This window comes from Burkholderia sp. M6-3, from assembly GCF_050858985.1.
GTDB classification, from domain to species: domain Bacteria; phylum Pseudomonadota; class Gammaproteobacteria; order Burkholderiales; family Burkholderiaceae; genus Paraburkholderia; species Paraburkholderia caledonica.
Genome location: NZ_CP110091.1, coordinates 237,732 through 252,218, shown reverse-complemented (window position 1 = coordinate 252,218; position 14,487 = coordinate 237,732). Strand labels below are relative to the sequence as shown.

At 60.4% G+C, this 14,487-nt stretch carries 11 protein-coding genes; 4 read left to right on the top strand and 7 right to left on the bottom strand.

Annotation, left to right across the window (positions count from 1 at the left end; all coding sequences use genetic code 11):
- Positions 1 to 13: 13 nt before the first annotated feature.
- The 5 genes from OH764_RS18430 to xylA all read right to left on the bottom strand — a co-directional run bounded on the left by OH764_RS18430 (position 14) and on the right by xylA (position 7,854).
- On the bottom strand, positions 14 to 2,281 hold the full coding sequence (locus OH764_RS18430) for a xanthine dehydrogenase family protein molybdopterin-binding subunit (protein WP_498850241.1): 2,268 nt from the start codon (positions 2,279 to 2,281) through the stop codon (positions 14 to 16).
- A gap of 243 nt (positions 2,282 to 2,524) precedes the next feature.
- Positions 2,525 to 3,724 (bottom strand): sugar ABC transporter permease, encoded by a 1,200-nt coding sequence (locus OH764_RS18425; RefSeq protein WP_027778052.1) that lies wholly within the window; start codon positions 3,722 to 3,724, stop codon positions 2,525 to 2,527.
- On the bottom strand, positions 3,721 to 5,280 hold the full coding sequence (xylG, locus tag OH764_RS18420) for a xylose ABC transporter ATP-binding protein (RefSeq protein ID WP_498850240.1): 1,560 nt from the start codon (positions 5,278 to 5,280) through the stop codon (positions 3,721 to 3,723). Before xylG ends, OH764_RS18425 begins: the two co-directional genes overlap by 4 nt.
- An 80-nt stretch (positions 5,281 to 5,360) precedes the next feature.
- Positions 5,361 to 6,389: a D-xylose ABC transporter substrate-binding protein gene (gene xylF / locus OH764_RS18415; RefSeq protein ID WP_498850239.1), complete on the bottom strand. Its 1,029-nt coding sequence runs from the start codon at positions 6,387 to 6,389 to the stop codon at positions 5,361 to 5,363.
- Between the two features lie 142 nt (positions 6,390 to 6,531).
- Complete coding sequence (gene xylA / locus OH764_RS18410; RefSeq protein ID WP_498850238.1) at positions 6,532 to 7,854, bottom strand: xylose isomerase; 1,323 nt, start codon at positions 7,852 to 7,854, stop codon at positions 6,532 to 6,534.
- A 290-nt stretch (positions 7,855 to 8,144) separates the two neighbouring features.
- Between xylA and OH764_RS18405 the strand changes: the two genes are divergently transcribed.
- The 4 genes from OH764_RS18405 to OH764_RS18390 all read left to right on the top strand — a co-directional run bounded on the left by OH764_RS18405 (position 8,145) and on the right by OH764_RS18390 (position 11,461).
- Entirely contained in the window at positions 8,145 to 9,368 is a 1,224-nt protein-coding gene (locus tag OH764_RS18405) for a XylR family transcriptional regulator (RefSeq protein WP_498850237.1), read from the top strand.
- Between the two features lie 34 nt (positions 9,369 to 9,402).
- Complete coding sequence (locus OH764_RS18400) at positions 9,403 to 10,485, top strand: aldose epimerase family protein (protein ID WP_498850236.1); 1,083 nt, start codon at positions 9,403 to 9,405, stop codon at positions 10,483 to 10,485.
- A gap of 173 nt (positions 10,486 to 10,658) precedes the next feature.
- Positions 10,659 to 10,952: a DUF4148 domain-containing protein gene (locus tag OH764_RS18395; protein WP_498850235.1), complete on the top strand. Its 294-nt coding sequence runs from the start codon at positions 10,659 to 10,661 to the stop codon at positions 10,950 to 10,952.
- Between the two features lie 128 nt (positions 10,953 to 11,080).
- Positions 11,081 to 11,461, top strand: a complete 381-nt coding sequence (locus tag OH764_RS18390) for a hypothetical protein (protein WP_498850234.1) — start codon at positions 11,081 to 11,083, stop codon at positions 11,459 to 11,461.
- A gap of 44 nt (positions 11,462 to 11,505) precedes the next feature.
- Here OH764_RS18390 and OH764_RS18385 read toward each other — a convergent pair whose 3' ends face one another.
- Both OH764_RS18385 and OH764_RS18380 read right to left on the bottom strand, forming a co-directional pair.
- On the bottom strand, positions 11,506 to 13,227 hold the full coding sequence (locus tag OH764_RS18385) for a PQQ-binding-like beta-propeller repeat protein (RefSeq protein ID WP_498850233.1): 1,722 nt from the start codon (positions 13,225 to 13,227) through the stop codon (positions 11,506 to 11,508).
- Positions 13,228 to 14,112: 885 nt separating this feature from the next.
- A complete protein-coding gene (locus tag OH764_RS18380; RefSeq protein WP_498850232.1) occupies positions 14,113 to 14,451 on the bottom strand; it encodes a hypothetical protein in 339 nt (112 codons plus the stop codon).
- Positions 14,452 to 14,487: the final 36 nt, after the last annotated feature.

The following is a 14,487-nucleotide window of genomic DNA, read 5'->3' as shown; positions in this document are numbered from 1 at the left end:
CGTGTCTCCCGCTTTACGTGAGCTTCAAGGGCAATGTGCGGAGCCGCTTGCCGGTCAGCGCGAACACCGCATTTGCCACGGCGGGCGCGACCGGCGGCACACCCGGTTCGCCGACACCCTGTGGATGCAGACGACTCGGCATGATGTCGGTTTCGATCACCGGGCAATCGTTGATCCGCACCACCGGAAAGTCGACGAAGTTCTTCTGTTCCACCTGCCCATTCACAATCGTGATCTCGTCCTGCAATGCAGCGGAGAGACCGAATACGATTCCGCTCTCCATCTGCTGACGGATCAGATTGGGGTTCACAGGCAAGCCGCAATCGATAACACACACCACGCGATGCACGCGGATTCGCCCGCGCGGCCCGATCGATACTTCCGCGACTTGCGCCACCACACTGCCGAACGCCTCGTGAAGCGCGACGCCGCGCGCACGCGGCGCGCCATCGGCGGCATGGGTCAACGGCTCGTGCCATTCCGACAGCGCGGCCACGCGCTGCAGCACCGCCAGATGCCTCGGGTGCTGCGCCAGTAGCGCCGCGCGAAACGCCACGGGATCCTGGCCCGCGGCGGCAGCGAGTTCGTCGGTGAAGCTTTCGGTGAAGAAGGCTTGATGCGAATGTCCGACTGAGCGCCAGAAGCCGACCGGCACCGGCAATTCCACGATCTTGTGCGCCACTCGCACGACGGGCCATTCGTATGGCTGATCGAATGCGCCTTCAGAGGTGGTTTTATCGATCGGGAGGCGCGGCACGCCGTAATAGCGCGAGAGCGCTTCGGGCACGATCGCCTGACTCGCGGATGCGCTGTGCCACGCAATCAATTTGCCGTTGTTATCGAGGCCGGCCCTCAACCGGGCAACGCATGCCGGCCTATAGAAATCATGCGTGAAGTCTTGTGCGCGCGACCACAACGTTTGAACAGGATGGCCGTCCGCCTCGCGTGCAATCACCACGGCCTGTGCAATGTAATCCAGTTCGAGACGCCGCCCGAACGCGCCGCCGAGCAACTGCGCATGCACGGTGACCTTGTCGTCGTCGATATGCAAAACCTTGGCTACGTGATGCCGCGCGAGAGCCGGCACTTGCGTCGACACCCATACGGTCGCCGCGCCATCCGCGACCTGCACCGTGCAATTGAGCGGTTCGACTGCGCCATGCGCGAGATACGGCGCGTGATATTCGGCGCTGACGGTGTGTGCCGCGCGGCTCAATGCGTCGTTGATGTCGCCGCGATGGTAGTACGCGTGGCCGTCGCCGTCGTCGAGTGCGAGCGCAAGGCGGTGCTCCACTTCCGCGCTCGAGAGCGATGCCGCGGCGCCGTGCTTCCACGTTACGTTGATGGCGTCGACCGCGTTCATCGCGCGAAACGGGTTGTTTGCAATCACGGCAACGCCACCCGTGCCGCCGTTGTACGCCGGGAAGGCGAGAGCCTTGATGCAGCCCGGCATTTTCGCCGCCGACGCCGCGTCAAAGCTCGCGACCGTGCCGCCAAGGGTGGGACACATTACAACGCTCGCGTAGAGCAGGCCGTCGGGCAACGCGTCAATACCGAAACGCGCGGTGCCGTTCAGCTTCGAAGCGGCCTCGATACGAGGCAGCGGCTTGCCAATCAGCTTGAAACCGGCGGGATCTTTCAACGTGACCTTGTCGGGCAGAGCTTGCTGAGCCGCCATCGACGACAACTCGCCAAAGCTCGCCTTATGCCCCGACGGATGACTCACGTATCCGCCCTGCGCCACGCACTCGCCGGCCGGCACGTGCCATTGCGCCGCCGCAGCCGCGATCAGCATCGCGCGCGCCGAGGCGCCCGCTTCGCGCATCGGCGTCCACAGGTCGTTAATGCTCGATGATCCGCCCGTCATCATCGTGCCGGCCTCGCGCATCAATTTGCGCGTGTACCAGACGATCGTGCGCTTCGTGATGCTGTCGTGATCGGGACGAACCGGCAGATCGTCAATGACGCTTTGCACGCTGTTGTAGATGTTGTCGATCGGCGCGTCTTCGACTCGCACGCGCGACCAGTCGGCGTCCAGTTCTTCCGCGAGGATCATCGCGAGGCCGGTATGGATGCCCTGACCCATTTCCGCTTTGCACATCATGATCGTGACGGTATTGTCCGACGCGATCTTGACCCAGCCGTTGAGCGCCGCTTGCGTGCCCTCGACGGGCAGCGGCGCGGCCGTGGTGAGGCGTTGCCGCACAGGCAGCACAGACCAGCCGACCAGCAACGCGCCGAACGCACCCGCGCCGCCAACAAGGAAGGTTCTGCGCTTCATGACGATTGCCTATCCGCTTGCCGCCGGTAACAAGCTGTGAAGGCGCCACTTCGCGCCCTGCGTTCCCGCAATAGTAGTAAGACGGGGGAGCGGGCGCGAACTTAAATTCGTCGGATGAAGCGGTAGAGGCGCCGAATCGCGGCTTTCGTCAAAGCGCGAGGTTGGGTGGGAGTCGTGGGGTGCTTCATTAATTGTGGGTGACCGGTGGTGACTTGGGGCGGGGCCGCCCCATAGCCAACCGACTCACCGCCTGTTCGAGCCCGACACCACATCGATCCAGACGGCCAGCACGAGAATGCTGCCTTTCACAATCATCTGCCAATAGGCGTCGACGTCGAGCATCGACATGCCGTTGTCGAGGCTTGCCATGACGAGCGCGCCGATCAATGCGCCGTACACGGTGCCGGAACCGCCGCGCATCGACGTGCCGCCGATAAAGCACGCCGCAATCGCGTCGAGCTCGCCCATCGACCCCGCCGATGGCGAACCCGCCGCCAGCCGCGCCGTATTCACGATGCCCGCAAACGCGCACATCAGGCCCATCAACGCAAAAATGGCGAGCTTCACGCGATTCGTGTTGACGCCAGACAGACGCGTCGCTTCGAGGTTCGATCCGACCGCATAGATGCGTCGTCCGAATACAGTCTGCGTAGCAATCCACGTAAAAATGCCGAGTAGCGCAAGCAGCAACAGAACGGGCACCGGGATGCCGCCATAACGATCGAGCGTCGCAACGAAGCCCGCCAGGATCACACCTGCGCCAATCACCTTCGCGACGTCCTGCCAGACCGGCACCACGCTCAACTGGTATCGCTCGCGATTGCGGCGCTGACGTAGGGTCAGAAACGCGAGCAATACGAACAACACCACAGCCAGCGTATCGCCTGCAAGCGTCGGCAAATAGCCTTGCCCGACGAACACGAAACCGTCGGACACCGGCGCGATGGTCGAGCCGCCCGTCACGCCGAGCAGAATGCCGCGATAGGCGAGCATGCCACCCAGGCCGACAATGAACGAAGGTACGCGCCGGTAGGTGGACCACCATCCGTTGAAAACGCCGACGAGCACGCCGAGCAGCATCACCACCGGCAACGTGACGCCTATCGGCCAATGGCGGTTCACGTCGAGTATTGCTGCCACGCCGCCGAGCAAACCGAGCAGCGAACCGACCGACAAATCGATCTCACCCGCAATGATCACGAAGACCATGCCGCATGCGAGCATGCCGGTAATCGACATTTGCCGCAGCAGGTTCGACAGATTGCGCGGCGTCACGAATGCGCCATGCGTTAGAACCGAAAAGAAAATCCAGATAGCGGCCACGGCGATCAGCAACGCGAGAATCTTGTAACGCGCGAACAGTTGCTGGATACGCTGTGAGCCGCCGAATGCGCCTCGCGGCGCGGTATCGTCGGCGCGTTGTGAAGTAACGTCGGGCGTCATGCGGCACTCGCTGCGGTTGGGTTCGGGACTCGCTGCACGGGACGGATAGCGGCGCTGAGAATGTCTTCCTGCGTGAGGCCGTCGTTGACGAAATCGCCACGCAATTCGCCCTCGCCGATCACCAGCACACGATCGCTGATGCCGAGGACTTCCGGCAATTCGGACGACACCATCACGATCGACATGCCGCGCTGCGCCAGTTGAAAGATGAGTTTGTAGATTTCGAATTTAGCGCCGACATCGACCCCGCGCGTGGGTTCATCGAGGATCAGTACTTTCGGGTCGGTCAGCAACATTCGCGTGAGTACCGCCTTTTGCTGATTGCCGCCCGAAAGGCTCGCGATCGACAACATAGGATGCGCGGCGCGTACGGAGAGTCGCTTCATTTCCGTGTGAATCGTGTCGAGTTCGGCGGCCGAATCGATACGTCCTCCAGAAGAAAAGCGCTGCAGAACCGCGAGCGTAATGTTGTGACCGACACTTAGACCAGGCACGATGCCATGCCGCTTCCGGTCTTCAGGCACCATGCCGATGCCCGCGCGAATCGCGTCGATCGGCGCGCGAATCTTCACGGTCTTGCCTTCCATTAAAACCGTCGCCTCGCTCACGCCAGGATAAGCGCCGAAGATCGCCTGCATCAGCTCCGTGCGACCAGCGCCGACTAGGCCTGCCACGCCGAGAATCTCGCCGCGCCGCAATTCGAACGACACATCGCTTACGCGCTTGCGGCGCGGATTCGTTACGTCGAAACAGGTTACGTTGCGCGCTTCGAAAATGACGTCGCCGATCGGATGCGGCTCGCGGGGAAACAGGTTCTTGATCTCGCGGCCGACCATCAACGAAATAATGCGGTCCGTGGTAAGCGCATGCATTGGTTCGGTGGCGACATGCCGCCCGTCGCGGATCACGGTGATCGTGTCGCAAACTGCTGCGACCTCGTCGAGCTTGTGCGAGATGTAGACGCAGGCCACGCCGCGCCGCTTCAGATCGCGCACGATGTCGAGCAAAATCGCAATCTCGGACGAGGTTAGCGAAGAAGACGGTTCGTCGAGAATCAGCAGCTTCGCCTGCTTGTTCAGCGCCTTGGCAATCTCGATCAACTGCTGATGGCCGCCGCCATAATTCATGACGGGTTGCGCCGCGTTGATTCCGCTAATGCCGAGTTCGCGCAGCAATTCGTCTGCGCGCTGGTACATTTCCGCGTAGTTCATGCGGCCGCCCGGCAGGGTGATTTCATTGCCGAGAAAGATGTTCTCCGCTACCGACAACTCGGGCACCAGCATCAACTCCTGGTGAATGATGATGATGCCCGCGCGTTCGGTGTCGCGTATGCTCGTTGCCTTGAGCGGCTTGCCTTCCCAGATTATTTCGCCATCCCAGGTACCGTGCGGATACACGCCGGACAGTACTTTCATCAGCGTGGATTTGCCTGCGCCGTTCTCGCCGCACAAGCCGACGCACTCGCCCGGCGAGACCGTCAGGTCAATGCCGTCGAGTGCTTTCACACCTGAAAATGCTTTGACGATGCCGCGCATCGTCAGTAACGGTTGCGTCATTCGCTATGCCTCGCTGCAGGGCGCGCGTTGATGCCGATACGCTGCCGCATGTATCGACATCAACCGCGCGCACGTTACGCTCATTGGCTCGCGAGCTGGGCCTGGGTGTAGAAGCCGTCCTTGATGACTACATCCACGTTGCTCTTGGTGAGCAACGTAGGCTGCAGCAGCACCGTGTCGACCTTCTTCTTTCCGTTGTCGTATTGCGCATTGAAGGCAGGCTTCTCACCCTTCGCCAGCGCGACCGAGAGCTTTGCCGCTTCGCCCGCAATCAGCTTCAGCGGTTTGTAGACGGTCATGGTCTGCGTGCCCGCAATCAGCCGCTTGACCGCCGCGAGGTCGGCGTCCTGACCCGAAACGGGCACCTTCCCCGCCATGTGCTGAGCGGCCAGTGCCTGGATCGCGCCGCCGGCGGTTCCGTCGTTCGACGCAACGATTGCGTCGATCTTGTTGTTGTTGGCGGTCAGTGCATCTTCCACGATGCGCAGCGCGGTGGACGCGCTCCACTCCGGCACCCATTGCTGCCCGACTAGCTTGATATCGCCCTTGTCGATGGCGGGCTTCAGTACTTTGAGCTGTCCTTCGCGCAGCATCTTCGCGTTGTTGTCAGTCGGCGCGCCGCCAAGCAGGAAGTAGTTGCCCTTCGGTTGCGCTTTATAAACACCTTCCGCCTGCAGTTCTCCCACCTTCTCGTTGTCGAACGAGATGTAGGCGTCAACGTCGGCGTCGAGAATCAGGCGATCGTAGGAAACGACCTTGATGCCTGCCTTTCTGGCTTCGGCGACCACGTTGCCGAGCGTCTTGGAATTGAACGGCACGATCACGATGACATCGACGCCGCGCGAGATCAGGTTTTCAATCTGCGAGATTTGCCGCGCCTCGCTGGCATCGGCGGATTGCACGGATACTTTCGCGCCGAGTTTTTCCGCAGCCGCGACGAAATAGTCACGGTCGCGTGACCAGCGTTCGACGCGAAGGTCGTCGATACAGAAGCCGATCTCCGGATGATCCTTGCTGGCATGCGCAAGTGGCGCCACCAGTGACAGGGTGGCCAGCACCGCTCCACATACGAGCGAACCCAGTACAGTACGACGTGTTGCGAATTTCATTTCTGTCTCCTTCTTTTGATAGCCGGAATTCCGGATTGGACGGCCTGCGCTGCGAGCCGCAGGTCCGGACAAGCGACAACCCAAAGCTTTTTTATTCGCGCGGTATATGTCCGCGCGTTTTATTCACGTGCAACAGTGCTCTTCAGCGTCCGCTATAAATCGCCTGATTGACGATGTTTTCCATGCGCTCCTGCTGGCCGCTGGCATGACGCGGGTTCAGATCGCGCGACAGCGCTTCGGTGGCGAGCGCCGACAGTGAGAAGTCGCCCGACAGGATCTTGCGTCCAAACTCGGCGTCCCAGCCCGCATAACGCTGGCGTTTGAACTGGTCGAGACGGTCGTTTTCGACCAGCACAGCCGCGCGTTCCACGGCAAGCGCGAGGTTGTCGATCGCGCCAATGTGACCGTAAAACAGATCTTCCGGATCGACACTTTGCCGCCGAACTTTCGAATCGCAGTTCATGCCGCCCGTGGTGAACCCGCCGTGCTTGAGGATTTCATAAAACGCGAGCGTCAGTTCTTCCACACTATTTGGGAATTGATCTGTGTCCCAGCCGTTTTGCGGGTCGCCGCGGTTCGCATCTACGCTGCCGAAGATATCGAGCGCAAAAGCCGTTGCGATCTCGTGATGGAACGAGTGACCGGCAAGCGTTGCATGATTCGCCTCGATGTTCACGCGAATGTCTTTCGCAAGCCCGTATTGCAACAGGAATCCGTGCACGGTCGCGACATCGTAATCGTATTGATGCTTGGTCGGCTCCTGCGGTTTTGGCTCAATCAGCAGTGAGCCTTTGAAGCCGATCTTATGCGCATGGTCCACGACCATATGCAGGAAGCGCGCGAGTTGATCGCGTTCGCGCACGAGATCGGTATTGAGCAGCGTGTCGTAGCCTTCGCGTCCGCCCCACAACACGTAGTTCTCGCCACCCAGCCGTTGAGTGGCGTCCAGTGCGTGTCGTACTTGCGTCGCGGCAAATGCGAATACTTCTGGATCGGGGCTCGTAGCCGCGCCCGCAGCATAACGCGGATGCGAGAACAGGTTGGCCGTGCCCCACAGCAGCTTGATACCGGTGTCCTGCTGCTTGCGTGCGAGATAGTCCACTATGCGGGAAAAGTTCTCGCTGTATTCTTTCAGGTTGCTGCCTTCGGGCGCCACGTCGGTATCGTGGAACGTGTAATACGGCGTGCTCAGCTTCGAGAAGAATTCGAACGCGGCATCCGCTTTCAGGTGCGCCATTTCCATTGCGTCGCCGGACTGCTGCCATGGGCGCTTGAATGTGCCCTGACCGAAAATATCGACACCCGGCCAGACGAACGTATGCCAGTAGCACACCGCAATGCGCAGATGTTCTTCGAGCGTTTTACCGAGTACCTTCCTGTTCTTGTCGTAGTGACGGTACGCAAGCGGGTTGTCCGACTGCGGGCCTTCATAACGAATCTCGGGAATGTGTTCGAAGTAGGACATCAGCGTCTCCAGTATTTGTTGCACTGCAACCCGTGCGGACATGGCCGCGCCGGTCAATAAGGTGACGCCATGCTGCCGCTTGCCGCAAGCATCGGCAATTGCGAAATTGCGCAGCGTGCTTGATGTTTCTCACCGCCCGCCATTTTGTTTTGCACCGGTGCGCGATTCGCGGCCTAGAATAACCGGACGCTTAAAAACATCGAGCCGGAGATAGACGCTGCAGCGCCTGCTCTGTCGACATAGGAGACGAAGGCTTTGCGGGTTTAATTGTCCGCATGCCCAGCACCGCCATGACCCGTCCGCAAACTCCACAGACGACCCATCGGATCGCGCTGCTGTTCAACGCGAACAAGGTCTACGATCGCGAGATCATTACTGGCATTGGTAACTACCTGCTGTCCACACGCGTGGCGTGGGACCTCTTTCTGGAAGAAGATTTTCGTTGCCGCTTGACGGGTATCGAGCGCTTCGACGGCGACGGAATCATTGCGGATTTCGACGATCCTGCCGTGAGTGAAGCATTGCGCGATTGCCCATTGCCGGTCGTCGCGGTGGGATCGTCGTTCGAAGACCCGTCACAGTATCCCCCGGATTTACCCTATATCGCGACCGACAACAGCAAGCTCGTTTCACTGGCTTATACGCATCTGATTGGCGCCGGCCTCGAACACTTTGCGCTTTACAGCTTGCCGCAAGCGCAAGAGAACCGCTGGGCGCAGCAGCGCGAAATTGCATTCGCGCATCTGCGCAGCACGGACGGACACAGCGCCGAGCAGATTCAGGGTGAGATTTATCGCGGACTGTCGACCAGCGCGCCTTCATGGAACCAGGCGACCGAACAGCTGACTGCGTGGCTGCGCGAGTTGCCCAAGCCCGTCGGCATTATCGCCGTGACCGATGCGCGCGCGCGCCATTTGCTGCAAGCGTGCTTGATTGCCGGCATTCCGGTACCGGAAGAGGTCGCGATTATCGGCATCGACAACGACCCGCTAACGCGGACGCTCACACGCATTCCGCTTTCCTCCGTGATACAGGGCACCGAAGAAATGGGGCGCACCGCCGCCCACCTTTTGCATCAGATGCTGCGCGGTGCACGCTTTCCTGGGCGGCGCATTCTCGTGCCGCCCGTCGGGATCAACGTGCTCGAGTCGACAAGACACGAACCGCTTGCGAGTCCGTATGTGATGCGCGCGCGGCATTTCATCCGTCAGTACGCGTGCCAGGGCATTCGCACCGAACAGGTGGCCGATTACGTGGGCGTGTCGCGCTCGTCGCTGGAAGAGTACTTTCGACGCGAACGCAAATGCACCGTGCATCAGGAAATCCTGCGCCATAAACTCGATGTCGCGAAGGCGCTGCTTGCAAAGCGCGATGCATCGAGTGCGGAAGTGGCGATACGTTGCGGCTTCACGTCGCTCCAATACATGTATGCGGTATTCCGGCGTGAACTCGGGTGCACGCCGCGCGAGTACCAGGATCGCGTGAACTCGACCCAGGCTTCCACGCCAGGCTGAGCATGCGTTTACTTCTCAAATTTTTATCGACGACATGATCAGCATCGCACAACTTTCATCCGAGCCCTGGGGCGCGCTCAATGGCGGCGATCCGGTACGGCTCTTCACGCTGCGCAATGCGCACGGCATGAAGATCGCCATCAGCGACCTTGGCGCGACGCTCATTTCGTGGCATGCGCCGGATCGCACCGGACGTCTCGGCGATATTCTGCTCGGGCATGACACGCCGGCCGATTATGTCGCGGCCACGACGTATATGGGCGGGCTGATCGGCCGCTGGGCGAACCGCATTGCCGATGCACGTTTTACGCTCGATGGCATCGAGTACACGCTCGACCGCAACGAGGGCGCGAACCTGCTGCACGGAGGAAGCATAGGTTTCCATCGTGCGATGTGGGATGTCAGCGAGGACAACGGATCGCTGCTCATGCGGCTCGAGTCGCCGGAAGGCGACGCGGGCTTTCCAGGAAACGTCACCACGCAGGTGCGCTATTCGCTCGACGATGACGGCACGTTGACCATCGAATACGAAGCCATTACCGACGCCGCCACGCCGCTGAATCTGACAAGTCATGCGTATTTCAATCTGACGGGCCGCGCAGGCACGGATATTCGCGGACACGTGCTGTCGATCGACGCCGATCAGTTCTTTGAAGTCAATGCAGCAATGATTCCATGCAGGCTTGCGGATGTAGCGGGCAATGCATTCGACTTCCGGCAGAGCGCGCCGATTGGCGCCCGCCTCGACTGGCCGCACGGACAACTCGTGCAAGCGGGCGGCTTCGATCATTGCTACGTACTGCGCGAGGCGGCTGCTGGCGCCAATCAAGCCGGCCATATGCGCGAAGTCGCGTGTCTTTACGATCCGGGGAGCGGACGGGAATTGACCGTGTCAACCGACCAGCGTGGCTTGCAGTTTTACAGCGGCAACTGGTTAAAAGGAGACGCGGGACGCGGCGGCGTGGTTTATCAGGCACATGCAGGGCTTTGCCTCGAAGCAGGCGGCTTTCCGAACCAGGTGAACATGCCGGCGGAACAGGGCGATGTAATTGTTCGAGCAGGAGACACCTACCGGCAAGTCACCGCGTACAAGGTCGACGTGCGGCACGGCGTTTGACGAAGTGCCTTCATTCTTTACACCGTCCATTACAGCACGCCGACTTGTCATTTGCTGCAAGAGTGAATTACTGCATTGGGGGTTTTCCCTGCAATAAGGGCTTCCTAAAATCCGCGAATGGTGCCGACGATCCGCTGCGGCATCGGAGTACATCATTCCCGGAGGCAAGCATCATGAAATCGCTTATCAAAACAGTCGCGCTGGTTGTCGTTGTGGCCGCGCCAGTTGTCTCGCTTGCACAGTCGGAGCAGCCGCTCACGCGCGCGGAAGTGAAGGCTCAGCTGAAGCAGATCGAGCAGGCGGGATACAACCCGGGCGTCGCTGTGGATGCGACTTACCCCGCGGACATTCAAGCAGCCGAAGCTCGCATTGCTGCGCAAAATGCGATCGCTCAAAGCGATACTACCGGCTACGGTTCTACGGCGACGGGTTCGTCGCAAGCAGGGGCTGCCGCGTCGGCTAAGTGAGCGTTGGTCATTTTGCTCAACGGCCGGTTGCCGGCCTGGGTTGCTATTGCGCGAGGCCTTGTGGGATTGTGCGTCTCCTTTATGCAGTCTCTTCGCCTTAAGATGATCGCTCGCCAACAGGAGCGGTCATGGGTTCATCCGTTAAGAATTCTTTGCTGTGGATCTTCGAGCCCTTTGAGGACGATCCCGGCTTTCTGAGGAAGCGCTTGTTCGGCTTCGAAGCGGCTTATGTAGATGGCTTGCTCTGCCTTGCGGTCGGCGACGGCGAGGAGCCTTGGAATGGACTGCTGGTGTGCACGTCGCGTGATCGGCATGCAGATCTCACTGACGAGTTTGTGCAGCTCGCCCCGCATCCCGTGCTCGGCAAATGGCTTTATTTGTCGCAGCGCGAGGAGGATTTCGAGCAGATCGCTCGCGCTGTTGTCGAGGCGGTTAAGCGGCGAGATCTGCGCGTGGGAGTCGAGCCCGGAGTCAGGAAAAGAAAGGCAAAGAGGGTGATCGGCAGTTGAAGCTCGCCGCGCGTGGCCGGGCGCCGCGAGCTTCAGCTTCTTCCCTATTTCAGCAAACCGAACACCGCCACGCCGTTGGTCGTGCCCACGTAAACGTGCCCGTGCGCGATCATTGGCGTAATGAACTTGTTTCCCGCGCCGAATGTGTCTCGCGCACCGGACTGGTTACTGTTGTAGAGTTCCTGGCTCAGATCGCTGGCGTTAAAGGCGTGCAGCGCGCCAACGACGCCGTTCTCGGCGGCCCAGACAATCCCATTCGACGCTCCATTCGCCGAAACGCTGGGCGTGGCGCCCGGGTAAGGGAAAGTGCCGGGACTGCGCGATGCCGGGGTCGTTGCGAGGAGCGCAGCGGTCACCGGGAACGCCTTGAGATTGTCGCCCACGGAGCCAAAATACACGACATGGTTGTAGTAGGCAGGCATGCCGAAAACGCCTCCCGGCAGTTGCCCGTCGATCTCCTGCCAGATCTGGTTGGCGCTCGTGTTGAACTTGCCCATCGCATCGCGATTGACCACGTAGATCTTCGAATCCTTGCCCGCTCCCAAGGCGAGGTGCCGGGCCGTGCCGCTTGCATCTGCCTGGTCCGGCAGTACCAACGCACCGCCCGATCCGAGATCTGCGTCCCCCGCTGATTGCACGACCGTGTCGAAAGTCGCGAAATAGTCGGCCACACCAAGCCTCGGCGAAGTCGACAGCTTAAGGAAGGCGTTCCCATAGTCGCCTGCAATGGGGAAACCCTGCGCATTCAGCGTCGCGTCGAAGGTGCCGTTCGCGTCGAGGAGGTACAGGAATGCGCCGTCGGATGCCATACCCGCACCGCTCATCCAGACCGAACCCTCACTTCCGTTTGGAGTGAGGTTCAGCGCGCTTGTCTGCGAGAGCGTATCCGCGCTGTACGCCATCACCCAACCGCCGTAAGTGCCCTGGTCGCAATGCGACGTCCATGCAAGATAGACATTGCCGTTGACGAGGGTTAGCGCCTGGCGCTCCGCGTATTGCTGAGGATCGAAAACGGTGACACCGTTGCTGCTGTTCGCGCCCGTTCCAGGGTAGGTAGCCGCGATCTCGGTAGGCCCCCCGAGCGTCTCCGCTCCTGTCACGAGATCTATTGCATGCAGGCGCTGATGAATGCCTCCGCTCGCGTCCTTACTCATTGCGACCGCGTACAGGACACCCGCTGTGCCGCGCTTGCGGTCGATAACCGGTGTGGACGTGATGCCGATTTCCGGTGTGATCTGACCGCAATGACGATCGTCGCTCGTCGTCTCGCCGGAGCCAAGCAGGGAGCGCTGCCACAGTTGTGTGTTGGTGTCGGCGTCGAATGCGTAAATGCTGGCGTGCTCGGTCACGACATAGACGACGTTGTGCGCCGTGCCGCCAATGGGGAGATTGCTAACGTAGAGCGGTTGAGCATCGACCTTGCCGTCTGCCGCGAGGAAGGCAACCTTGCCAAATCCGGTCGGGTTAACGTTGGCCGGCGTCAGCGTCGTCTCTGCAAGGTATTGTCCCGTACGGGCGAGGTCGTTGTGATACGTCAGAACGTCGCTCGCAGAAGACGTTGCGCCCGAGCCCGACCCACCCGATCCGCCCGAGCCGGTCCCGCCGGCGCCCGATCCGCCGGACCCGGTTCCGCCGTTCGTACTGCTTGTGCTGGAGTCGCCGCCCGAGCCGCCGCTACAGGCAATACAGAAGATGGCAAACAGGCCGGTCGACACTACCCGGCGCCAGGACAACGCGCATTTGTGCAGGCACTTGTTGCGGTTCATAGACGTCTCCCAGGCGATCGGGAAGACTGCCAGTCCCAATGACCGTCGACTTTCTAATGCGGATCTACCCTTCGTTGCTTCGCAAAGAGCGAAGCGTTGCGTCGGGCCACTTGTCAGGGTGCCAACTCGTGTTGGCCAGAATCGTCGAGGGTCGTCGTCGGGAATTGAATTGTGGCCATGCTTCTGTCATTGTTGACCCCGTTGGAGGTTTCCAGCACCCATTACGCCCGAACACCGCTGTCCCGAACCGCGCGTTGTACCGCGGCAATTGCTATCGCTCGACGTCTAACCGTACCGCCGGGCGCTGTCGCCTATCCGGGAGTTGCCCGGCTGCGCGGCAACGCCACCGACCGTGTTGCTATGCATATCGCCGTCAACGCTCTGCGTGTGCTTTGGCTTATGCCTTGTCTTGCCCGTTGTCCTGCCCCTCGGTTGCTTCGTGGGCGCGATTGCCTCGCGGATTAGTGTCTGGCGCAGGGTGCACCTCGCCTTCGCCTCTCTGTCCGTTCTCGGGCGCGCCACCAGTGACTGGTGCGCCGCGCTGGTTACCGAACGACCCGCCTCCTGAAGCTCCGGTAGCCTTCGAAGCGTTGCCTTGGTCGTCCATTTCGTCTGAATCGTTGTTTGGCATTTTCGCGCTCCGTGCATTTGGGTCTGCACTGTATGAGCAAGCAGCGCGCCAGGGTTAGCGGTAGGCTTCATGTCCGCTGGGATGCACCGGTTACGTCACCGTTCTTGCCCGAGAGGTCGGTTCGTTGCCGCTTCCGGCAGTGAGGAACCTTAGGAACTGACGGATCGGCGCGAAGAACTGTGCAATTCACAGGACTGCATCACCACGGCGCCCTTTTCTCGCTTTTACCAAAACGCACAATGCATAATTCCGCCTCAGCGACAGCGAAGACAGGCACAAAGCAATTGCCGTTCATGTAGATCGAGAATCTGGATAATGGGCGGACAATCCGCGCTTTCGATAATCCAAACACCCCGACTTGCACACGAAGCTGCGACATCGAGAATACGTTCAGCCTCGAGATAAACCTCGCGCTCCACCGCACCATGACCTGCCTCCTGAAGGTACCACGCGAGATAAAGCGCTTTGACGATTTTGGCGAGCAAATCCCCATTACCCTTCCCGGTTTTGAAAGCAGCCAACGCCAGATGCCAGCAGAGCGACTGTTCACGCACGTACGCGGCCGAGTGCGGTAATAACTGCGCTTTTCCCAAGGGCCTTCTGCGTGCCTTATTCCCCGATTGGCGTTT